Origin of the sequence: Anoxybacillus sp. FSL W8-0382 (assembly GCF_038003845.1) — a bacterium.
Taxonomy (GTDB): Bacteria; Bacillota; Bacilli; order Bacillales; family Anoxybacillaceae; genus Anoxybacillus; species Anoxybacillus flavithermus_G.
In genome coordinates this window covers 2,533,061-2,555,751 of sequence record NZ_JBBOPX010000001.1, presented here as the reverse complement: position 1 = coordinate 2,555,751, position 22,691 = coordinate 2,533,061, and the positions used below count along the sequence as shown (strand labels likewise).

Genomic DNA, 22,691 nt, shown 5'->3' with positions numbered 1-22,691 from the left:
GAAAAAAGTCGAACATTAGGTAAAATGGTGAATAGGTGGAAGACTACAAAGAAAAGTCATTCAAAAAATGGTTGACTTTAATTATGGAAAAAATTATAATGTAGCTTGTAGTCGTTCACTCGCTAAGTTTAAGAGTTTTATAGAGAGAACATACATATCTCTTAAATTTAGCTAAACTTAAATAGAAAGAGAAACAAAAGGAGGAAATATGTCGATGGCTTACCAACCAAAGTCTTATCGCAAATTTTTAGCTGGTACAGTCTCTGCAGCAGTTGTTGCTTCAGCGATCGCACCAGTAGCAAGCGCGTCTTTCACAGACGTAGCAGGAAGCGTGCATGCAGATGATATCGCAACATTAGTTGCAAAAGGGTACATTAAAGGATATGCAGACGGTACATTCAAACCAAACAAACCGTTAACACGCGGTGAAGCTGCAATCATCTTCTCACGCATTTTAAAAGATGCAGGTGTCAAAGCTCCTGAGCAAGGTGCAGGCTTCCCAGACGTTCCAGCGAGCAAAGCTGAATTAGCAGAAGCTGTTGCGATCGTGAAAGCTGCTGGCGTCATGGGTGGAGACGAAAAAGGAAACTTCAACCCGAACGCAAACATCACTCGCGAGCAAATGGCGAAAGTCGTTGTTGAAGCGTTCAAATTAACAAAACCAGCAAACTACACAACAAAAATTACGGACCTTGACAAAGCTGGCTCATGGGCGCGTGAGTACATTCAAACATTAGAAGCAAACGGTGTAACGAAAAACACAGAATTTGCACCAAAACAAAACGTCACACGCGGTCAATTCGCTTCATTCGTTGTACGTGCGATGAATGTGAAAAAAGAAGTTTCCGCAGCTGATATCACAGCGGTAAAACTTGTTGACGAAAAAACATTAGAAGTAACATTCAACGGCGAATTGAAAGAAGTGAAAAAAGAAGACTTCGCCATCCAAGGCGTTGAAATTGAGTCTGTATCGATCAAAGCTGCAGCAGCTGCTGAAGCAAAAACAACAGTTGTTGTGATCAAAACAAAAACAGCGTTACAAGAAGGCAAATCTTACAGCGTATCTTACAAAGGTCAAACAACAGACAAAGCGAAAGTTAATGTACCTGTTGTAACGCCTAAGGTTGAAAGTGTAAGTGCGAATAACCTTAAAAACATCGTAGTTAAATTTAACAGAGAGGTAGAGAAGAAAACTATCACTTCTTCAAATGTTAAAGTATACGATGGTAACACATTGTTATCAGGCGTAACTTTAAACTTATTAGACGATAACAAAACATTATTAATTACAAACAATGGTAGCTATTCTCAATTAAAAGAATACAAAGTTGTAGTAGAAAACGTTGAAGTTAAAGGCGATTCTACTAAGAAAGTTGAGAAAGCAGAGAAAACTGTATCTGTAGTAGATACAACTTTGCCTACTGTAGAAAGCGTAACTGCTACATCTCCAAAAACATTAGAAATTGTGTTCTCTGAGCCAATCCAAACTGGTAGCGGTGCTGGTCAATTCCCGACTTCAGCAGCTGTGCTAACAGATATTGTTCAAATCGATGGTATTAATGCGTATGCAACTCCAACTCTTACAGACATCGATACTAAAAACAAAGTAGTTTTAACTCTTAACACAGCTTTAACTGCTGGTAACCATAAGATTAAAGTTGCAAATCTTAAAGATTATGCAAACTTACCGATTGCAGCAAAAGAATTTACTGTAAACATTCCAGCAGATACAACTGCTCCTGAAGTAACTGCTGTAGAAGTATTAAACAAAGATAAAGTAAAAGTTACATTCAACGAGCCAGTTGACAACGCTACTGTACAATCTAACTTAGCAAACATTAAAGTAAACGGAACCGCTGTAACAGCTGCTACTGCTAAAGAAGGCGGTAAAGTTTACGAGTTAACTTTAGGTTCTTCTTTAAACCTTGCTGCGGTTGTAGAAGCTAAACTTGAATACAAAGGTATTAAAGACAACTACGGTAACGAAGTGAAAGACGCTAAAACATTCACTTTCAAAGCTGTAGATGATACAACAGCTCCAACTGTAACAGATGTAAAAGTAAACTCTGACAACACTATCGAGGTTACATTCTCTGAAGATGTTACAGGTTTCACTGGAACAAATACTGTTGAATTATATGATAAAGACAACAAAAAGCTTTCTAACACTGTAACAGTTGCTAAGAAAGTGATTGACGGTGTACCAAGCGATAAGGTTTATGTATTAACAATCACAGATGGTTCATCATTATCTGGTGCCCACACTATTAAGATTTTAAAAGACAATGTAACAGATTTAAGCATTCGTACAAACAAATTTGCAGAAGCTACATTCCCTGTTACATTAAATGATAAAGTAGCTCCAACTATCACAAAAGTTGAGTATGTAAATGAAACTGCTGGAACAGATTTCAACTCAGACGCTGACGTTAAAGATAGCAAGGTAACTATCTACTTCAGCGAAGCAATGGATGTTGCTACATTAACAAATAAAGCTAACTACTTAATTAACGGTACTCCGTTAGCTGATGTTCCTGGTACAGTTACATTAACACCAGCAGGCGACAACAAATCAGTAACAATTATTGTGAACAGTGGTTCTTCTGATACTCAATTAACGTTTGCTAATAACACTGATTTGCGTGTCATTGCGGTTAAAGATGCTGCTGGCAATACTTTATCTAGCACACAAGTAAACGCTAACCTTGGCGCAGCAGGATTAATTTCTGAATTCGTATCAGCTCCTGCGTTTACAACAGCTGTTGATAAAGTTGAAGTTATCAGCAAAAACCAATTAAAACTTTACGCTAAGTCTGGCTACCTATTTAGCGGAATTGATGCTAACAAAATTAAGTTCACTGAAAACCAAAGTGCAACTGGTTTGATTCCAGGTTTACAAGTAACGGCAGTATCAATTGCAGCTGATGGTAAGACTGCAACATTAACATTAAATAACAACGTAACTTCTAATGGTAAATTCGATGGTTCAGATGCTGACACAACTGCAAATGTTGTATCTCTATATGCTGATGCAGATGCAATCACATTAACTAATGGAGCTAAAACAGCAGCCCTTGTAGCTACTAGCGGCTTAAACGTAATCGATAAAACTGCTCCATCTATCAGCACAGTAACTAAAGATGCAACAAATGCTGACACAATCGTATTAACATTTGACGAACCAGTTTCGTTCTCTAACCCTGTAGGTTTAGCAGGTGACTTAGTAGTTAAACTTGCAGACGGTACAGTTCTTAACCCTGCAGCTGGTGACTACACTGTAGCTGACTCTGCCTCAGGTGACGAAAAACTTGAGATTAAGATTGTTAAACCAGGCGTTAAGGATGCTAATGTTACTGTTGAGCTTAAAGATGGTCGTTACATCACAGATTCAGCTTCAAACGTTGCAACTACATTTACTGTTAAAGATGTAATGGACGGAGATAACAAGGCTCGGATTACTGAGAAAACTGCTCCAACCAAAGCAGTTACTGCTGATTCTGACTGGTCTACTGCTGGTCAAGTAACTATTAAGTTCTCTGAACCTGTTAAAGGCTTTACAATTAAAGATATTACTGCTGTTAAGGCTTCTAAAAAAGAGACATTAACATTTGGAACTGATGCTTCAGTTACTGCAGTAGACCCAGATAGTAATGGATATGCAACTACTTGGGTTGTTAACTTTGGTAAAGATGCTAATGTTACTCTTGCAACTATCGATACAGTTAGAGTTGATGCTACTAAGGTGCTTGATTTAGCTGGCAACCCTGCAGGAACAACAGGTGCATTTATAACATTTACTGCTAAATTACCGATTGCAGCAAAAGAATTTACTGTAAACATTCCAGCAGATACAACTGCTCCTGAAGTAACTGCTGTAGAAGTATTAAACAAAGATAAAGTAAAAGTTACATTCAACGAGCCAGTTGACAACGCTACTGTACAATCTAACTTAGCAAACATTAAAGTAAACGGAACCGCTGTAACAGCTGCTACTGCTAAAGAAGGCGGTAAAGTTTACGAGTTAACTTTAGGTTCTTCTTTAAACCTTGCTGCGGTTGTAGAAGCTAAACTTGAATACAAAGGTATTAAAGACAACTACGGTAACGAAGTGAAAGACGCTAAAACATTCATTTTCAAAGCTGTAGATGATACAACAGCTCCAACTGTAACAGATGTAAAAGTAAACTCTGACAACACTATCGAGGTTACATTCTCTGAAGATGTTACAGGTTTCACTGGAACAAATACTGTTGAATTATATGATAAAGACAACAAAAAGCTTTCTAACACTGTAACAGTTGCTAAGAAAGTGATTGACGGTGTACCAAGCGATAAGGTTTATGTATTAACAATCACAGATGGTTCATCATTATCTGGTGCCCACACTATTAAGATTTTAAAAGACAATGTAACAGATTTAAGCATTCGTAAAAACAAATTTGCAGAAGCTACATTCTCTGTTACATTAAATGATAAAGTAGCTCCAACTATCACAAAAGTTGAGTATGTAAATGAAACTGCTGGAACAGATTTCAACTCAGACGCTGACGTTAAAGATAGCAAGGTAACTATCTACTTCAGCGAAGCAATGGATGTTGCTACATTAACAAATAAAGCTAACTACTTAATTAACAGTACTCCGTTAGCTGATGTTCCTGGTACAGTTACATTAACACCAGCAGGCGACAACAAATCAGTAACAATTACTGTGAACAGTGGTTCTTCTGATACTCAATTAACGTTTGCTAATAACACTGATTTGCGTGTCATTGCGGTTAAAGATGCTGCTGGCAATACTTTATCTAGCACACAAGTAAACGCTAACCTTGGTGAAGCGGGATTAATTTCTGAATTCGTGTCAGCTCCTGCGTTTACAGAAGCTGTTGATAAAGTTGAAGTTATCAGCAAAAACCAATTAAAACTTTACGCTAAGTCTGGCTACCTATTTAGCGGAATTGATGCTAACAAAATTAAGTTCACTGAAAACAAAAGTGCAACTGCTTTGATTCCAGGTTTACGAGTAACGGAAGTATCAATTGCAGATGATGGTAAGACTGCAACATTAACATTAAATAACAACGTAACTACTGATGGTAAATTCGATGGTTCAGATGCTGACACAACTGCAAATGTTGTATCTCTATATGCTGATGCAGATGCAATCACATTAACTAATGGAGCTAAAACAGCAGCCCTTGTAGCTACTAGCGGCTTAAATGTAATCGATAAAACTGCTCCAACCAAAGCAGTTACTGCTGATTCTGACTGGTCTACTCCTGGTCAAGTAACTATTAAGTTCTCTGAACCTGTTAAAGGCTTTACAATTGAAGATATTACTGCTGTTAAGCCTTCTACAAAAGAGACATTAACATTTGGAACTGGTGCTTCAGTTACTGCAGTAAAACCAGATAGTAATGGATATGCAACTACTTGGGTTGTTAACTTTGGTAAAGATGCTGATGTTGCTCTTGCAACTGTCGATACAGTTAAAGTTGATGCTACTAAGGTGCTTGATTTAGCTGGCAACCCTGCAGGAACAACAGGTGAATTTATAACATTTACTGCTAAACAATCGTAATGGAATAAGTGCCCTGTTACTGTGAAAAGCTCTGCGGAGAGAAATCTCTGCGGGGCTTTTCTTTTTGCCTTGGTACGGTGCCTGTGCACTGCGATCCGAAAGGTAGACAGTATAAATTCAGTTAACGTGAAGGAATCAGAGCGAAACAGTTCTGATTCCTTTCCTTTTCTCGTCTTTTTTCAGTGTCTCATGGTCCGGTGCCTGTCACCTGTCGAAGGGTGTCGGAGATTGATAGAGACAGAGAGTCAGTCATAGTTGGCTCTCTGTTTCTTTTTCTGTTATACTCGTGTAATCATAATTTTTATGTTTCGCAATACAATATAGTTAGGTGCACCTCTCGTCTTTTTTGTATGAATAAGCGTGCCTGTCACGCCCCGAAGATTGTCGAAGATTGATAGAGACAGAGAGTCGTTAGTGGCTCTCTGTTTCTTTTTCTGCATTTTGAGGATGCTTGTTCCCGCAGAGCACCTAGAGAAGTTGCCGAACCCGCTGCTTTTAGAGGCACTAATGTACGTGGATGCAGAAGGATACGAATGGATTGCCGAAGTGGTCGTCAATGAGGAGACGAGAAAGAAGCTGTACGAAGTGTGGATAAAGAACGGAGAGCCAATCGCTTACGAAATATATGTCTAAGATTGGCGGATGTTCGTCCGAGAATCTCACGGCTAGACCAAATGAAAGGGGAAGGGAAAATGGCAAAATACCATCGCACCATCATTGACGGAGTGCCGTACTATCGGGAATACAGCTACGGAATGGCAATCTATTTATTAGAAAAAAAGTTGTTCAGTATTCCCTAATTATAAATTATTGTGTTTCAGTAGCATAAATGCTATCATATGTGTAATAATATTATGTAAAGGGTAGAGGATGTTGTTTGAGGTAATATACACAGGAAATGTAAAGGAATTTGAAAATTATCTCTTGAATAAGGCAGAGCAAGAACTTAGACAAAAAGGTCATTCGGGTATATGGTGTCATGTTGCTGATGTATATGCAAGGCAACTTACGATTATTCAACATAATCCATATCCTTCTGATCCAGAGGACAACAGCTTTCTGGACGATATAACCCCTCCATCATTGAAACATCTTAGCATGAATACTCGTTATGATAATTTTTACAGATGGGGTATAAGGGGTGGAAGAACTGGAAATCACAGGATTATATTTGCGATCCACAATTTTTCAAAAGTCATACTGCTCCATTATTTCGACAAGCAGTATAATGGAGCGATAAGACGAGAGGATATTGTGCCTGCCGAATCAGCATATGAAAGTTATTGCGCTTTTGATCCTTACCTTTATTGATCAACTGGGAGGGAAAAAGAATGAGTGATTTTTTTAAGAAATATGCAGCCATTCGAGGCGAGCAGCATGTTCAAAAACTTCAATTAGAGGGAACTATAGCTTCACAGATCAAAACAAGACGGAAGCAGCTGAATATGTCTCAACAGGAACTTGCAGACCGTATTGGAGTTCCAAAATCCACGATTGGGAGAATTGAAGCGGGGCTTACAAGCCCTAGAGTAGAGACACTTTTTAAAATCTCGCAGGCATTGAATACCCCTTTCATCATTGATGGTACAAGTAGACAGGATCATAACTTGCATGTTCAAGTTTAGCGCATAATTAATACGCTTATATTATCGAAGCAGTTCCTTGCTAACATTGACTGTTACCATCGTCGTCTATATAAACAAAAAGAAATAACCGTCCCCCCTCGACCAAAGGTGTGAAACGGTTATTTCTTTTTTATCTGTTACACATCTAAAGGTCAGCCGCTCTTCTTGCGGCATGTAGTTGCCTGCTGAGCGTTTGCGGCGCTCAGCTTTTTTAGTTTATGAAATATCTGCTTATATTATACAAATGATATCGCTGGTTTGGCAAGTGCGTGCCAGTCACCTGTCGAGAGAAATTTTTCTTTTGATGCAGGATTTTCGCTGTTTTTGTCGAAGGGATATGGCGAGAAAGTTCGTGTGAGGTGAGGTGTGTGGGACGGGCGAGGCGGATATGGGTGCCGCGTTTGTTTTATCATATCGTTTGTCGTGGGAATCGGCGTGATCCGTTGTTTAAAGAAGCGAATGATTTTCGTGCGTTTTTGCATATCCTCGAACAGCTTCATGAAAACATTCCGTTTGAAATTGCTTCATATTGTTTTATGACGAATCATTTTCATCTTCAACTTCGCTCGCAACAACAATCCATTTCCAAAGTCATGGCACTGGTTAACAAACGATACGCCAACTATTACAATACACGTTACGGGTTAACTGGTCATGTGTTTGAAAAGCGTTACTTCAGTAAAATCATTGACGATGACGCTGGGATGTTAGAAGTCAGTCGCTATATTCATCTTAACCCTGTCGAGGCACGTATGGTGCATCTTCCCGAACATTATCGCTGGAGTAGTTTCCACTTTTATCACCAATCTACCTCATTGCCTTCGTTTATGAACATTGATGTACTCCTTCGTTACTTTTCTGGAACAATGAATGAAAAAAAGAAAGCATATGTGCAGTTTGTGAAAGAAGATGTTGTACCGAACTGTGTCAAGGAGGAATAACATGAAAGTTTGTAGCATTGGCTTACGCGGGATGGAAGGATACCGTGTGCAAGTGGAAGTGAAAGAACTGCCGGGAATGCCTTCAGTTGTGATTGTCGGATTGCCCGATACATCGGTAAAAGAAGCAAAGGAACGAGTCATTGCGGCATTGCATGCGTTTGGATGTGATGTCATGAATCAAAAACTTGTCATCCATCTGTCGCCGCCCGAGCGAAAAAAACAAAGCCCGATGTTTGATTTAGCAATGGCGATTGGTATTTTAAAAGTAAAAGGAAAACTCGAACAACCAATTCCGTCACATATCGCATTTTTAGGCTCATTGTCATTAGACGGAACGATTCAGTCAGTAGATGGCATGTTGCCAGCTATTTTAGCTGCCAAAAAACTCGGCTTTCAACAAGTATATGCCCCATATGATCCGACATTTCCCTTTCAATACCTGCAGCATATCGATTGTGTTTTTGTTCAAACATTAGATCAAGTAATGCAATGTTTACAAGGTCAACCAGTATTATTTTCGATGAATCATCTCCCTTCAGCTGTCGATCCACCTCAAAAAACTCATCGTGATTTTGAACATATCATCGGACATGACTACGCCAAGTATGCACTTGAAGTTTCTGCTGCAGGAGAACATAACGTGTTAATGATCGGACCACCAGGGTGTGGGAAAAGCCTGTTAGCCGAAACGTTTCCAACGATTTTACCGCGCCTTTCCGATGAAGCGCAGTTGGAAGTACTTAGTTTATACCAACTCGCAGGAGAAACGAAAAACGATTCCTCTCCACCGTTTCGTCATCCCCATCATTCAACATCTTCTATAGCATTGATTGGAGGAGGGACGCAGCCGAAACCAGGGGAAGTTTCGCTTGCCCATCGTGGGGTATTATTTCTTGATGAAATGGCAGAGTTTACGAAAAAGACGTTGGACATGCTTCGACAACCGCTAGAAACAGGCAACGTTACGATTAGCCGCGTTTCGTCGACGGTGACGTATCCAGCACATTTTATTTTGATCGGGGCGATGAATCCATGCCCATGCGGCTATTTCGGTTCGAAAAAACGCTATTGCATATGTAGCCCAAAACAGATCCACGCCTATCGTCAACGCGTCTCCGGACCGATTTACGACCGCATCGATATATTGTTATCGTTAGAAGCAGTAGATTTGACTCAAAAATCAAAGCAAGTAGACTGTTCGGAAACGATTCGTCGCCGTGTGGAAGCTGCGCGTTTCCGGCAATTCGAACGATATGGGGAAGAAATAACAAACGGCCGTGTGCCGATGGACGTGCTGCTTGCGAAAAGTCCGCTAACGAAAGGGCAACAACAACTGCTTCAACATTGGGCGGCTATGAATGACTGGAGCAACCGCGTGCAAACAAAAATCGTTCGCCTTGCTCGCACCATTGCCGATTTAGCAGAAGCGGAAAACATCACCGATGAAGCATTATGGAAGGCGATGGCGTTTCGGAGAATAAAAGAAGGACGTCAAGAAAGGAATATGAAGGAAGGATGTTGAGTGGAGATAGGGAGAGTGATTGGCTGCCTATGTTTATTTCATGAAAAATTTGTAGTAAAATAAAGGGAAAGGAAGTGTAATGATGAGCGAGCAAACGGATATTGCATATAATAACTATGATATCATATTCCGTAACATGACTGCTCAATTTAAAGAAAAGGTTCTGGATTTCTATGGGATTCGGACTGCTCCGATTGTTCGGGTAGAAGCAACGGATTTGCCGACTATTGCGGTTAATGATCGAAGAATGGACTTTCTATTTTTGCTTGCAGATGATACGTATTTGCATCTTGAGTTTCAAACGACGTTTGATGAGAAAGATTTGGATCGATTTCTTCAATATGATGTGAGTGCGTATGAAAGGTATAAAAAGCCTATTAAGACAGTAGTCATTTATGGAGCCGATGTGGAAAAAGTGTCAGAACAAAAAAGCTACGGTTCTGTTCAATATGAGGCACAAGCGGTGTTGATGAAAAAATATAATGGTGATGCCATTATTCAAAATTTGTGGACGAAAGTCGAGAATGGGGAAGAGCTTACGGATCTAGATGAGCTGCATCTCATTTTCCTCCCATTAATGCGAAGTTCCCTCAATCGTTCCGAACGAGCGATTGAAACAGTAGAAATTGCGAAACGGATCAAAAATGAGGAAAAACAAGTACGTTTATTGGCAACGATTATTGCGGTTTCCGACAAGTTTATTGATAAGGAGTATGTAGAAAAACTAATGGAGGTGTTAAGTATGGCGAGAGTGATCCGAATGGCGGAAGAAAGAGCAAGAATCAATGAAAGCCAGCAGGCAATAAAAAAATATTTAAGCGCAAGATTAGGTTTGGAAAGTAAACCGATGCAAAACAAAGTAGACCTTATTACTGATTTGTATTTGTTGCATCACTTATTAGATGATTTGTATCGAGCGGAGAAGAAAGAAGAAATGGATTATTTAATTGATGTCGTATTAGAAAAACAAAAGAATATGGGGTAGGGTAGTGTGCCTGTCACGCCCCGAACGCCCCGAAGTTTGTCGAAGTTTTATAGAAACAGGGATAGGGTGCCAGTCACCTGTCGAAGTCGCAATGTAGAAGTAGAGGTTTAAAGCATTCGTTTATTCGGGTGCTTTTTTTAAATTGAAGCGATTTGCGAATAAACAACGTATTTTTGGATTTTTTGAAGGAAATAATTCATTTTCATAGGAAATTAGCGATATATTCATATAAATTAAATGAATTTTGTGGTATAATCTCTTTAGAATAGGCGTACACTATGCCTCTAAGGGGGTGTGGTTGTATGTGTTGGGAGGAGGAAAAGGATATGGCAACTGCTCAGAGAGCAAATAACGAAAAATTATCATTTATGGACGACATAAAATCAATAATTAGAACAAATATGAAGAAAAAAGGTCTGACACCTGCTGAAGCGAGGAAGTCTTTAGGAATTAAGAAATATGAAAAGAAATAACATTAAAGCAGTTCTTGATACAAATATTTTTATTGCAGCTTGGTTTGAAGAATCTACAGAATGTGAAAAAATACTTGAATTAGTAAAAAACCGGAAAATAAGACTTCTATTCGCTCAGGACACTATTGGTGAATTGATTTATTTGGTTAAAAATTTTGCTCGTTATAATATCGATGATGTGTCTGAAAGAATTTTATTGTTGAAATGGATTGTGGAACTTTTTTATTATTCATTATCGATTAATACCATGAATGTTCAAATTGAAAAATCTAATGATGAACATGATGATATGTTTTTAAAATGTGCTATTGCAGGTAATGCGGATTATTTAATAACAGATGATATGAACCATGGTCTACATGAAAGAGAATTTGATTTTTTAAAGGTATATACATCAAAAGATTTTGTAAAACAATATGAAGAAGAACATGGGGATATAAAATTACAGTCGTCTTAAGATGGCTTTTTTTTTTGAACGTTGCCAGTCACCTGTCGAAAAAATTTTTATTGCAATGCAGGATTCGAAAAAGTTTGCGTGAGGTGAGGTGTGTGGGACGAGCGAGGCGGATATGGGTGCCGCATTTGTTTTATCATATCGTTTGTCGAGGGAATCGGCGTGATCTGTTGTTTAAAGAAGTGAATGATTTTCGCTACACCTGTACCGACCACATTTGTTGGCAACAAAGCGGTCATCAAGTCATTGACGAACTCGACATACGTCGTCGTTGAAGGAACACATACATTTGGCGACATCAAGCAACATTGGGCGAAAGGATATATCGAAACATTGGCAGCTAAACAGCTTGTGAAAGGTATGACAGAAACAGCATACCGACCAAATGAGCAGATGACACGTGCCCCAGTTTGCTGTGTTGCTTGTACGTGCATTAGCATTGCCACATGAAACATATAACGAAAGGGAGGCCTCCGATATGGAAGCCTCCCTTTACTTCACCGTCGAAACTTCAACCCCAAGCGGCAGAGCGGCTCCGCCTGCATGCATCAGTTCAAGTGAAAGAACGTCTTGGTTTGAGAAAACAGTATAATCGATATAGGCCGATTGGGTAATCGGTTGGAGCGGTGGGATGAGATAAACAACCCCGTTTATTTTCACAGCTCCACAATAAGCCCCGCCGCGACCGCTAAAACGAAGGCGAATCGTTTTTATTTCCCCTGTTTCATTTTGAATCGGAAGCGATAGACGGTATGTTAAGCCGTAATGTCCTGGATTGTGTACCGTTTCGCTCGGATGGCTTAATGCATTGGCTACTGAAAGTAAATGGTCCGTTTTTCCGTTTGATATACTGTAAGCAACAGGTTCACCATCGATTGTATATGTCGGCAATGTTGCTTCTAATGTTGTCCCTTTCCATACGCCGCGCGGATGGGTTGCATAAGAATCAATCGGTGCGAGCGTAGGGGAAATGGTTGAAAAATTAGCTGCTGCACTTGTCACCACCGTGCGAATACGATAATTTGCTATGCCGCTTTCTTGTTGGACGGTAAAGTCATATAAAAATCCGAGCAGTTGGTTGTTTGAGACGTCAAATGCTTGAATGACCGCGCTCGTTCCTGCTTTCACTTCCACTGCTTGAGCAGTTGCGAGCGATTGGCGCAATATCGCTTCGGCAAGTGGCAACCCGACATCGTAATACCCCCAGCTATTTGGACTTGTGCGGTATGTTCCTTTTATATTCGTTACTATTATGTCGTTTGCTGAACGATTATCAATAATCATTGCGACAGTGACGCGCGTGCCTAAGTTATTGACGTGCCAGCCAAACACGCGATGGTCCATTGCTTGAAATGAACCTTGTACGTCGTCAAGCGCTAATGTTGCTTGTCCAAGCGGCACAGTAGTAGCAGTTAACACTTCTGGATTGTCGCTTATTAATAGACGCCGTCCATCTGCCATGCTTGGCGTTGTGACGTGTTGTGGAACAGTAATGGGAGCTTCGGTAATCGGTAGCAATGGACTACGAAACGTTGTTCGTGGGATAGAGAAATATAAATCGTTATTTCCGTTGCGAGTCATTTGTGCACCAAAAACAGTCATCACCCATGAAGCCGATACGTACCATTCATCGTTTAGTCGAATGGGAGCAAGTGGTGCGACGATTTCATGATCATCAACGACTAATTGTTTTTTTCCTGCCGTAATTGTCATTTGTCCACGAGATAAGCGAATGCGCATCGTCTCATCTGTTTCGATCCAGTCGACATTGACATCAATGGCCGTCAGTAGTTTCTTTAAGGGAAGATATGTATATACTCCATCGGTCATGGCGTTGTTTGTTATTTTCGTTTCGTTTACGTACACCGCCCCGGCACTTGTCTGGAGAGTTGACCAAGAGAGGCGCACCTCTTTTCCTGTCCATTGCACATTCGCATCGAGCGCTTCAGCGATAAAACGAATCGGTACAAGCGTGCGTCCTTTGTAAATGATCGGCGGGGCATCAAGTGTAACGGTTTGATCGTTGATGGTCGCTGTCGATGATTGAACGGTAAGAAAAATGACCTTTTTATTTTTTTGAACAGTCACTTGTTTTGTATTTGCATTCCAAAAAACATTCGCTCCTGTTGATTGGGCAATTGCTCGAAATGGCACAAGAATACGATTGTTCACCATGATCGGTGAAGTATCTGTTTGTAGCACTTTCCCGTTTGAGATGATAGGGATACGTACCGTTCGAACATTTGTCGCCTCGGCGGATGTCGCCATAGTTAAAAAACTAATGAAGGCAACAAGTACATATGTAATCATTTTTTTAAACAAAACTACCACTCCTTTCTAGCACATTATACCATACGATTTCCTTTTGTCACGTATTTTGGGATTTGAAGTAAAAAAGACGCCCGTTTGGACGTCTTTTATTGATTCACGACTGTTATTCTTCCTTCAACAGTTGGGATCGGCTTGTTCGATTGCAAGTAGTTCATAACAACGGTGCTTAGCAGCTCGCCGCTATCGAACTCAATCGTGCTTGATTTGAACATATCGTAACCGTCGCCGCCTTTGGCGATAAAGTCATTTGTTGCGACAGTATATGTTTTCGTTTCATCAAGCGGCTGTCCGTTAATTTGAACGGATGTAATGCGCGATCCGGCTGGTTTCGTGGCATCGAATGTAAAGCGAATGCCTGAGACGTGCGGGAAGCCGCCGTTTTGTTCTGGGTACAGGCGAACACCATGTTCAAGTGCTTTTTTCAAATCGGCGCCGCTCATTGATACTTTCACAAGTGTGTTTGCAAACGGCAACGTTGTTAAAATGTGATTGCGCGTCACATCGCCTTTCGGAATGGAAGCGCGAATGCCGCCGCCGTTCGTTAGAGCGACATCCGTTTGAAGCGCTTGGCGCATCGCATCGGCGATAAGGTTACCAAGGTTCGTCTCTTTTGTGCGTACGTTTGCACGCTCGCCGTCTAAGTTGACGTCGATTGTTGCGATTACTTGTTGCAATGTGGAATCCGTCGTATTTTTGTACGTGTCTACGATGGAGCGGATCGCAGCATCCTCTTGTTTTGTCGCATGATCGCGATATAAGAAACCGTTGACGCCGATTAGCTTACCTTTATAAAACAATAAATTTGTTTGTCCGAGCGCTTTTCCGTATTCGAACGCTTGCGAAACGTATGCGTATTTAAACTTTTTTGGTGCTTCAATCGTATCGTGGCTATGACCGCCGAGAATGACATCGACACCCGATACGTTGTTTGCCAGTTTTTCATCTGTTTGTAAACCAGAGTGTGATAGGACGACAATATGGTCGACTTTTCCTTTTAATTCACTTACAAGTTGTTTTAACGTCGCTTCTTCATCAGCGAATGTAATGCCGACGATGCCAGCAGGGTTCGTTTTGACTGCTGTGTCTGTCGCAGTTAAACCGACAAGGGCAATTTTTTTATTGCCGACTTGCTTAATTGTATAAGCAGGTAAAAATGGTTTTCCATCTTTGTAAATGTTTCCGCTGACGACTGGGAATTGAGCGGCTTGCTTTAGCTCAAGCAAACGATTTTGACCATAGTTGAAATCGTGGTTGCCCGGAACCATCGCATCGTATTTCATCGCATTCATTAAGTCGACGACAGCTTGTCCACTATTTAAGTTGACATATGTCGTGCCGTGGAACGTATCCCCTAAATCGACAAGGAGTGTTTGTTTATTTTTTTTACGCGCATCTTGGGCAATTTTAGCGATTTTAGCAAAGCCCATTTCGCCGTTTTTTTCGTTCGCAATAATGCGGCCATGTGTATCATTTGTATGAATGAATGTAATTTTTTCAATGTTTGTTTCGTATCGTTTTAAAATCGCTTTCGTTTGTTCAGCTGTGAGCCATTGTTGCGGTCGAATCGTTTTGTCGCTATATCCTTGAAGTAAGCCGAGGTGAAGGGCTGCAGAGAGCGATTGTTGCGCCCAAGGTTTTGTTGTTGCTCCGTCTTTGTACAATTTAAAGACGTTCGTTGCGTAATGATGGCGAAGCTGTAACGAACGAATGAGAAAGACATACGCTTGTTCACGCGTTATTTTTTCGTTTGGTGCAAATGTCGTTTCTGTCTTTCCGTTTGCGATGCCAAGACGAATGGCCGCTTCGACGTAAGGAGCAAGTTGCGGATCAACGTCTGTAAAAGGAAGATCTTTCACTTCGCTTTTGATATCAACACCGAGCGTTGTGATGAGCCGTTGCACAAACTCCCCGCGCGTGACATATTCGCTTGCTTCCGATGCTTGTGGCTGGAGAACAAAGGCAACAGCAAACATACAAGCAAGCATCATCCATTTTTTCATTTTGTGCATCTTTTTTCCTCCTCTATGTAATTCTTACTCTATTAAATTATAACTCATATTTCGCACCTTGGTAGGGCGGAACAAAAGGATTTTTTATTCAGTTTTTTAGAATAACTTTTAAACCAACACCAAAAGCGATGGTATCCTTTTTTTACCATCGTTGGTCGTTCTTTATCCCATTAGACGTAAATGCTCTCGTCCATCCCTAATCCTTGCAGAATCCTTCGCTGCTCGTACGTGAGCGGTTGACCTAACGCGCGTTGAATTCGTCCATCCGGCAGTTCCAACAGGACGACTCTGACATACCAAAACAATTGAAAAATCGCTTGTCCGGTCGGTCGGGTCAGTTTCCGGCCTCCCGCGCCCTTTAATGGGTGTTCCGGGGTGATGAACTGACGCACCCGGCGCTGGAAGACGCGGTAAATCGCCAAGGCCAACAGAAACAAATAGCCCAATACCGCGACCCGTTCCGGTTTTTTTACGTAAATCTCATCCGTAAAGAACGGGTCTTTCAAGAAAGAGAAGTTCATTTCCACCGAGATTTGGCCTTTATACAACTTCAAGATCTCTTTCGCATCCATCGGTTGACCTTTCCATTCCTCCGGAACTGTCGTGACAAGGACAAACCGGGACGCTTTCCGTCTCGCCTGTTCCCACGCATCTTGGTCGAATTCCACGTTCAAGCGAAGGGCGTACAGCGTTTCCATGTCCGGTTCCGCCCCTTTTTTCGGACGTCCGCGCCGTTTTTTCGGACGCACGATCGCTTCGACCGACGCCTCGACGCGATGGAACCGGAGACGAAGGGACGCCTTTAGAGACGCTAGGGCTTGTTCGGCGTCTTCCCGGCACGAAAACAGACGGCTTTCCCACTGGGTTTGTTTCTGCCGAAGAAGCTCTGCTTCTTGGTTTCGCTCTTTTTCGAGCGTCTTTCCTTTTCGTTGGTCGAGCGCGCTGGATTCAACGACGATCAACCGGACCGAATGACCTTCGTACGTCGATGTCGTTTCCCACACCCGGTAGGTGGCTCCGTTTTTCTCCGCTAAGGAGAACGGATCGCTCCACGGCGTGTCTTGGGCATCAGCTTTAGCCAGCGCGGTTTTGACGATCCGGAGCGAAGAAGGGCCTCTTGTGATCAAAAAGGCGTTGGCGGCCTTCGTTTGCGCCAGTGTGTCTTTCGTCATGGCGGCAGAATCGGCAACATAAATCCATTCATCTTCGATCTTCGCCTGCTTCAGCTGTTTCTGCACACGGGACAACACCTCGGGATTCCACGTCTTATCCGGCAGGTTGCCGTCGTGTACATCGCCATAAAACGGGATGCCATCCTCGTTGCCAATCAGCCCAAATCCGATCTGCTTTTGCCAACGATGATGCCGGTTGTAGCCATGCGTAATCTGCAAGGCATCCGGCGAGGCCGATTCATACGCGCCATAAACGGTCTTGTCCGTCGTATCGGCGTGGAAGACGCGAAGAGAGAGGCCTTCTTTCTTGTAGATCTGCACGAGGCAAGACGAAAGGACTTGATGGATATTCGCCTCATACAGGCGATCCAAATGACGCGCGATGGCATCGTCGTTGAACCAAGACGGCTCCAGCCCTGGCCGAATCAGCTTCGGCAAATCGATGTCATGCGCCCATTGTTCCAAATGAACGAGCGCTTGCCGGCCGCTCAAGATATCCAGAACGATTAGTTTGACGATATCGCTGGCTCGAGTTTGGCATTGCGGATCCACGGGAACGAGACGATCAATCAACTGAGGAAGGTCAAGATCTTTGAACAGGGCGCTTATTATATTCAAATAAGAACTTTCATAAATGGCCCGAATTTGAACGTCCATGATGAGCAAACTCCTTTGCTTTCCTTGTATTACAAGGTTTTATTCGACAGGAAGATAAAAAAATCCTCCCGATTTTTGTCGAGAGGGTGCGAAATGTGAGTTATAACAAGTTTTTTCACTAAAATGTTAAAAAACTATTATTTTTTAGTTAAATCTCTATTTTTATGAAGTTGAAATTTTTGTCTATTCTTGTCGAAATGGACGCGATACAATGGAAGTACGTAGGAGGGAATTTCATATGAGTAGATGGTTATGGCTATCATTTATTTTTCTTTTTATCCCACAAGTCGTTTGGGCGAGTGAAAAAGAAGAATGGATCGTTCAAGTTCGCCACACCTCGGACGTTCGACATCTTCAACCGTACGTTGTGGATACGATCGGGACGTTTGTGAAAGTGGCGGTAACAGAAGAAGAGCGAGAAAACATATCTCGTTTACCGTTTGTGTTAAACATGGAGAAAAACGACATCAAACGAGCGGCTGTCGATGATCCGTTGTTTTCGGAGCAGTGGTCTTTAGCGGTGATTGATTGGCATATCCCCTCGCTAACATCTATGAATCGGCTAATTGGTAAACAGATGATTGTTGATGGACGAGAATACGTGTACGATGGTGAATCGTTTGAAGGGGAACATATCGTCATTGCGCTCGGAGAAGAAACATTATCTCGCCTTTCTGTCACAGTCGATCATATCGAAGGATCGTGGCGTATACAGGTGAAAGATGAAACAGGGGCGATGTTAGGGGAGAACGAAGGAGAACTTGCTCGTCTGGATGTTCTTCTCTCTCGCCCTTCCTCAACGGTTCATTTATATGTTATGGCACCAAATTGGACGAATCGTCCGCGCATCGTGGAGTTGAAAGGGGTCAATCATGTCATTGTGGCGATTGTCTCGATTCGGGCGTTGTACAACATGAAGATTTGAACGATCATGTGCTGTATAGTGTAAGCGTTGATTATGCAGAAAAAAACGTTATGCGGATGATACGTTTGGGCATGGGACACATGTAACGGGCATTTTAGCTGCGGTAGGGAATAATGGAAAAGGAATAGCGGGGCTCATTGGAGATGCGCCGATTGATATTTTGCCAATTAAAGTGTTAGATCGTTACGGCGTAGGCGGTGATTTTGAAATTGCAAAAGGAGTGAAATATGCCCTCGATCATGGCGCTTCTGTTATTAATTTAAGCTTAGCCGGTCAAGGAGAGACGGAAGTGTTAAAAGCGATCATTGAAGAAGCTGTAAAACGTGGCGTGCATGTCGTTGCGGCAGCTGGCAATAGCCATATGGCAACAACAAACGTTTACCCTGCTAGCTATCCAGGGGTGATTACTGTAGCAGCGATTAATCGGCAACAAGCTCCTCTTTCTATTTCAAACTACGGTTGGGAAGTAGATGTTAGCGCTCCGGGAGATTTTTTATGGAGCACTTATATATCTGGCTATCGTACGATGCGCGGCACGTCGATGGCAACGCCGCACGTGTCCGCTCTGTTAGCTGTACTGCGTGCGACATACTCGGAAGAAGATGCGCTTCAACTTCGCAAACGTTTATGGAAAACAGCAAAAGATGTGCATTGGAGAGGATATGATATGTATACCGGATATGGGATGATCCAATGGCAACAAGCACTTGCGTTATCGGCTCCACTAGGTATCGATTGGCTCAATTTACAACCGGGGCAGCCTATCGAAAAAAATCGCACGTATATTTTAGCGTTATCCTCTCCATTTGTCGGGAAACAAGGTCACCTTTTTGTGAATGGAAAGCTCGTTTGTTCGTTTAACGTAGATAGGGAAATGATGTCGTTTCGCTTGTTTGATCTGGCGCAACAACAAGGCGATATCGCCGTCGTGATCACGGACGATCAAAAGCGGGTTGTCGCCTCTGACGTTCGCCTCGTCCCGATTCGTATGACATCGTTTTCCGATGTGAACAGAACGCATTGGGCGTATGATGCGATTACACAAGCAAAGCAACGAGGAATGATACGTGGATATCCGGACGGTACGTTTCGTCCACACGTTTCTCTCACTCGTCGGCAAAGTATCATTATGCTTTATCGTCTGCTTAGTTGGGAGGCGCCGTCTGTATTGCGCTCTCCTTTCAGTGACGTGCCGCTCACATCAACAGATGCGCTAGCGGTCGTGACAGCTGCAGAAAAAGGAGTGGTAAAAGGAAGTGGGGGACGCGCACGTTTAGATGAACCGTTGACGCGTGGACAGATTGCCCTATTGCTTACGCGTGCGTTGCAACTTGACAATGAGCCAATTCGTTCTGTTTATCCATTCCAAGACGTGACGCAACGAGATGTGTGGCTTGCCGTGCAATTGTTAGCGGAACGAGGATTAATTGCAAAACATGCTTTTTTCCGTCCGAATGATCCAGTCACGAGAGCACAAATGTGTGCCATAATCGTGCGAGTGTCGACACTAATTCGACAATATCCGACAAAATCAGCATAAAAAAAAGCCCCGCCATTTCCAAATGACGGGGAGGCTGACTTAGCAACCAAAACCTTATCGCATAAGTAAGTATAGCCGTTTTTTCAAAAAAAACACTACAAAAATAATAACTTTGTTGTATATTTTTGTCGTTTTGTGTCGTTGTTTGTCGAAAAAGATCGACACGTTTGTCGAAAAGAAAATATGCTTGATTGGGTATGGAAAAGGTTAGAATTGTTTGTTATGCTTAAGAATAGAAAAATGTCGAAAGGGAGAAGAACATGCTGGGGAAACGACACGTATATTGTCTAATTATCGTTTTTCTTGCTTTGTTTTCTGTTGCTTCACCTAGTTGGGCGAATACGGAACTAAAGCAAGCAGAGCGATTCGTTGATGTCACGGACGATCATTGGGCAAAAAATGAAATTGAATTTTTAGCAAATGAGCAAATTATTAACGGGTATTCAGTTGGGCAAATATCAGAGTTTCGTCCAGCGCAATCGGTGACGCGAGCAGAAGCAGCAAAAATGATCGTCAGTGCGCTTGGACAAACGGAGTGGAAAGACGGAGCATTGCCGTTTCAAGACGTTCCACCAAATCATTGGGCGCGTGGTTGGATTGCACGTGCAGTACAGCTTGGCATTATGGGGGGAGACGGCACGGCGAATTTTCGTCCGGACGCCGGATTGTCCCGTGCAGAAATGAGCATCGTGTTAGTCAATGCTTTTTCTTTGCCGAGCAAAGGGGCTGCTGTTGAATCTGCTGCGGTGTTTAAAGACACAGCAAGACATTGGGCGTTAGCGCACATTAATCGTTTGTATTATCATGGGATTGCGAACGGAAGTGATGGGAAATTTTTTCCGAAAGATGCTATTTCTCGTGCTGAGTTTGCGACGTTGTTAGCGCGAACGATTAATGATCAGTTCCGTTTGCCGTTGCCGGATTTAATTGAACAAGGAAAAACAAATATTCAAGGAACGGTGACGACAGCTACACTAAATGTTCGCCAAACGCCATCAGCAACAGGGACGCTTGTCGGAACGTTGAAAAGAGGACAAGTTGTTGATGTGTACGATATAAACGGATATTGGGCAAAAATTGCGTATAACGGTCAGTTTGCTTACGTGCATAAAACGTATGTAAAATTGCGAAATATCGCAGGCTCTCCTGTGAAAGGACGCATTATTGTCGTTGATGCAGGACATGGTGGAAAAGACACAGGGGCTATGAGTGGAGGAGCGAATGAAAAAACGGTTGTGCTCGGAGTGGCAAAATGGCTAAAAGAAAAGCTTGAAAAAGCCGGTGCGACGGTTGTAATGACAAGAGAGACGGATGTGTACCCGACGCTACAAGATCGTGTTGATATGGCGAAAGATAACTATGCGGAAATGTTTGTCAGCATTCATACAAATTCGGCAACGAACACAAGCGCCAAAGGTGCTGAAGTATATTACGATTCATCGACAAATCCGAATGCCGAAGAAAGTAAAAAATTAGCGCAATACATTCAAGAGGAGATTGTGCGCATGGCGAATATGGTCGATCGTGGCGTGAAAAATAACAGGCTGTATGTGTTGCGCAACAATAGTGTGACGAGCGTGCTTGTAGAACTTGGATTTATTTCTAACGCTGAAGATCGCGCGAAATTAACGTCAGCCGAATATCAAAATATATATGCCGAAGCGATTTATCAAGGAATTGTGAAATATTATACGTCGCAATAGAGGGGGTGACATGGTGAAAAAATGGATTCTCTCCGTTGTTTCTATTAGCATGCTGTTGTTAGCAGCGTGTGAGCAGGAACATGCGGGGGCAAGTGAAGAACAAGAAATTGCGACAGCACCATGGACAGAACAGCAGTTGGCGGATACAAATAGCCGTTTGAATGAAATCGATGACAAAATGAAACAATTGGAGCAGGAGTTAGCTAAAATAAAAACAGCTGCCGATTCTCCGCAAGTGTTTAAAGACGTACCGATTAATCATTGGGCGTATGTCTCCGTCACTCGTTTATACCGTCAAAATATCGTTGGGGGTGTGGGTGATGGTTTGTTCGCTCCAAATCAAGCAATTACGCGCGCGCAAGCAGCTGCTATGCTTGTTCGAGCGTTTCAACTGCCGCTATCGACTAAGCCATCGGTTTTCGTGGATGTTCCCGATTCCCATCCATTTGCTCGTGAAATTATGACGGCGTACGAGGCAGGCTTTGTCGGAGGGTACCCAAACAATCGCTTTGCGCCAAAAGAGTCGATGAAGCGAAAACATATGGCAATGATTATTCAACGTGCTTTTCGTTTGCAAGCCACATCTGCTTCGTATGCTAGGTATAAAGATGTAACGGAAAACACACAAGGTGCGTTAGAAATTCGTATCATTTCCCAACACGGCATTGCGGAAGGGGATAACGGTTATTTTTATCCAGAACAACCGACAACTCGCGCTCATTTTGCAATATTTATGGATCGAGCGCTACAAAAAAATAAGTAGGCTGTGTACGAAC

17 protein-coding genes and 1 pseudogene are annotated in these 22,691 nt (G+C 42.2%); 15 read left to right on the top strand and 3 right to left on the bottom strand.

What is annotated here, in order from left to right:
• Nucleotides 1-214 precede the first annotated feature (214 nt).
• From NSS60_RS13540 to NSS60_RS13490, 11 genes and pseudogenes are all read left to right on the top strand, one after another.
• On the top strand, nucleotides 215-5,578 hold the full coding sequence (locus NSS60_RS13540) for an S-layer homology domain-containing protein (RefSeq protein WP_340720903.1): 5,364 nt from the start codon (nucleotides 215-217) through the stop codon (nucleotides 5,576-5,578).
• A gap of 447 nt (nucleotides 5,579-6,025) precedes the next feature.
• Complete coding sequence (locus NSS60_RS13535) at nucleotides 6,026-6,211, top strand: hypothetical protein (RefSeq protein WP_340720902.1); 186 nt, start codon at nucleotides 6,026-6,028, stop codon at nucleotides 6,209-6,211.
• Between the two features lie 237 nt (nucleotides 6,212-6,448).
• The gene (locus NSS60_RS13530) at nucleotides 6,449-6,889 is read left to right on the top strand and encodes a hypothetical protein (protein WP_064221009.1); all 441 of its coding nucleotides are present in this window, start codon (nucleotides 6,449-6,451) and stop codon (nucleotides 6,887-6,889) included.
• Between the two features lie 20 nt (nucleotides 6,890-6,909).
• Nucleotides 6,910-7,203: a helix-turn-helix domain-containing protein gene (locus NSS60_RS13525; protein ID WP_064214363.1), complete on the top strand. Its 294-nt coding sequence runs from the start codon at nucleotides 6,910-6,912 to the stop codon at nucleotides 7,201-7,203.
• A gap of 368 nt (nucleotides 7,204-7,571) precedes the next feature.
• Nucleotides 7,572-8,144, top strand: coding sequence for a transposase (locus NSS60_RS13520; RefSeq protein WP_088223520.1), 573 nt, complete (start codon nucleotides 7,572-7,574; stop codon nucleotides 8,142-8,144).
• A 1-nt stretch (nucleotide 8,145) separates the two neighbouring features.
• Complete coding sequence (locus tag NSS60_RS13515) at nucleotides 8,146-9,666, top strand: YifB family Mg chelatase-like AAA ATPase (protein ID WP_192949105.1); 1,521 nt, start codon at nucleotides 8,146-8,148, stop codon at nucleotides 9,664-9,666.
• An 82-nt stretch (nucleotides 9,667-9,748) separates the two neighbouring features.
• The gene (locus NSS60_RS13510; protein ID WP_192948850.1) at nucleotides 9,749-10,651 is read left to right on the top strand and encodes a hypothetical protein; all 903 of its coding nucleotides are present in this window, start codon (nucleotides 9,749-9,751) and stop codon (nucleotides 10,649-10,651) included.
• 326 nt (nucleotides 10,652-10,977) lie between these two features.
• Nucleotides 10,978-11,124: a hypothetical protein gene (locus tag NSS60_RS13505; RefSeq protein WP_155116438.1), complete on the top strand. Its 147-nt coding sequence runs from the start codon at nucleotides 10,978-10,980 to the stop codon at nucleotides 11,122-11,124.
• Nucleotides 11,111-11,581: a putative toxin-antitoxin system toxin component, PIN family gene (locus NSS60_RS13500; RefSeq protein WP_004892729.1), complete on the top strand. Its 471-nt coding sequence runs from the start codon at nucleotides 11,111-11,113 to the stop codon at nucleotides 11,579-11,581. Before NSS60_RS13505 ends, NSS60_RS13500 begins: the two co-directional genes overlap by 14 nt.
• 92 nt (nucleotides 11,582-11,673) lie before the next feature.
• Nucleotides 11,674-11,772 (top strand): annotated as a pseudogene (locus NSS60_RS13495) (transposase); the annotation flags it as partial.
• Nucleotides 11,765-12,028 carry an S-layer homology domain-containing protein gene (locus NSS60_RS13490; protein ID WP_004892726.1) on the top strand — a complete coding sequence of 88 codons (264 nt, stop codon included), beginning with the start codon at nucleotides 11,765-11,767 and terminating at the stop codon, nucleotides 12,026-12,028. The pseudogene NSS60_RS13495 and the gene NSS60_RS13490, both read left to right, overlap by 8 nt.
• 42 nt (nucleotides 12,029-12,070) lie before the next feature.
• Here the strand turns inward: NSS60_RS13490 and NSS60_RS13485 are convergent, their stop codons facing one another.
• The 3 genes from NSS60_RS13485 to NSS60_RS13475 form a co-directional block, all read right to left on the bottom strand.
• Nucleotides 12,071-13,909, bottom strand: coding sequence for a stalk domain-containing protein (locus NSS60_RS13485; RefSeq protein WP_128356493.1), 1,839 nt, complete (start codon nucleotides 13,907-13,909; stop codon nucleotides 12,071-12,073).
• 86 nt (nucleotides 13,910-13,995) lie between these two features.
• Nucleotides 13,996-15,918 carry a 5'-nucleotidase C-terminal domain-containing protein gene (locus NSS60_RS13480; protein ID WP_064221013.1) on the bottom strand — a complete coding sequence of 641 codons (1,923 nt, stop codon included), beginning with the start codon at nucleotides 15,916-15,918 and terminating at the stop codon, nucleotides 13,996-13,998.
• 170 nt (nucleotides 15,919-16,088) lie between these two features.
• Complete coding sequence (locus NSS60_RS13475) at nucleotides 16,089-17,747, bottom strand: IS1634 family transposase (protein WP_088223227.1); 1,659 nt, start codon at nucleotides 17,745-17,747, stop codon at nucleotides 16,089-16,091.
• A 238-nt stretch (nucleotides 17,748-17,985) separates the two neighbouring features.
• Between NSS60_RS13475 and NSS60_RS13470 the strand changes: the two genes are divergently transcribed.
• The 4 genes from NSS60_RS13470 to NSS60_RS13455 all read left to right on the top strand — a co-directional run bounded on the left by NSS60_RS13470 (nucleotide 17,986) and on the right by NSS60_RS13455 (nucleotide 22,678).
• Complete coding sequence (locus NSS60_RS13470) at nucleotides 17,986-18,672, top strand: hypothetical protein (RefSeq protein ID WP_230456224.1); 687 nt, start codon at nucleotides 17,986-17,988, stop codon at nucleotides 18,670-18,672.
• Nucleotides 18,673-18,763: 91 nt separating this feature from the next.
• Nucleotides 18,764-20,212, top strand: coding sequence for a S8 family peptidase (locus NSS60_RS13465; protein WP_340720959.1), 1,449 nt, complete (start codon nucleotides 18,764-18,766; stop codon nucleotides 20,210-20,212).
• A gap of 260 nt (nucleotides 20,213-20,472) precedes the next feature.
• Nucleotides 20,473-21,915, top strand: coding sequence for an N-acetylmuramoyl-L-alanine amidase (locus tag NSS60_RS13460; protein ID WP_340720901.1), 1,443 nt, complete (start codon nucleotides 20,473-20,475; stop codon nucleotides 21,913-21,915).
• 10 nt (nucleotides 21,916-21,925) lie between these two features.
• Nucleotides 21,926-22,678, top strand: coding sequence for an S-layer homology domain-containing protein (locus NSS60_RS13455; RefSeq protein WP_004892717.1), 753 nt, complete (start codon nucleotides 21,926-21,928; stop codon nucleotides 22,676-22,678).
• The last annotated feature ends 13 nt before the right edge of the window (nucleotides 22,679-22,691 follow it).

Bases quoted from the DNA above. Each gene is read 5' to 3' on its own strand.
- NSS60_RS13475 (WP_088223227.1), bottom strand. From the start codon at position 17,747: ATGGACGTTCAAATTCGGGCCATTTATGAAAGTTCTTATTTGAATATA.
- NSS60_RS13455 (WP_004892717.1), top strand. From the start codon at position 21,926: ATGGTGAAAAAATGGATTCTCTCCGTTGTTTCTATTAGCATGCTGTTG.
- NSS60_RS13525 (WP_064214363.1), top strand. From the start codon at position 6,910: ATGAGTGATTTTTTTAAGAAATATGCAGCCATTCGAGGCGAGCAGCAT.
- NSS60_RS13500 (WP_004892729.1), top strand. From the start codon at position 11,111: ATGAAAAGAAATAACATTAAAGCAGTTCTTGATACAAATATTTTTATT.
- NSS60_RS13460 (WP_340720901.1), top strand. From the start codon at position 20,473: ATGCTGGGGAAACGACACGTATATTGTCTAATTATCGTTTTTCTTGCT.
- NSS60_RS13540 (WP_340720903.1), top strand. From the start codon at position 215: ATGGCTTACCAACCAAAGTCTTATCGCAAATTTTTAGCTGGTACAGTC.
- NSS60_RS13530 (WP_064221009.1), top strand. From the start codon at position 6,449: ATGTTGTTTGAGGTAATATACACAGGAAATGTAAAGGAATTTGAAAAT.
- NSS60_RS13515 (WP_192949105.1), top strand. From the start codon at position 8,146: ATGAAAGTTTGTAGCATTGGCTTACGCGGGATGGAAGGATACCGTGTG.
- NSS60_RS13510 (WP_192948850.1), top strand. From the start codon at position 9,749: ATGAGCGAGCAAACGGATATTGCATATAATAACTATGATATCATATTC.
- NSS60_RS13480 (WP_064221013.1), bottom strand. From the start codon at position 15,918: ATGCACAAAATGAAAAAATGGATGATGCTTGCTTGTATGTTTGCTGTT.
- NSS60_RS13505 (WP_155116438.1), top strand. From the start codon at position 10,978: ATGGCAACTGCTCAGAGAGCAAATAACGAAAAATTATCATTTATGGAC.
- NSS60_RS13535 (WP_340720902.1), top strand. From the start codon at position 6,026: ATGCTTGTTCCCGCAGAGCACCTAGAGAAGTTGCCGAACCCGCTGCTT.
- NSS60_RS13490 (WP_004892726.1), top strand. From the start codon at position 11,765: ATGATTTTCGCTACACCTGTACCGACCACATTTGTTGGCAACAAAGCG.
- NSS60_RS13470 (WP_230456224.1), top strand. From the start codon at position 17,986: ATGAGTAGATGGTTATGGCTATCATTTATTTTTCTTTTTATCCCACAA.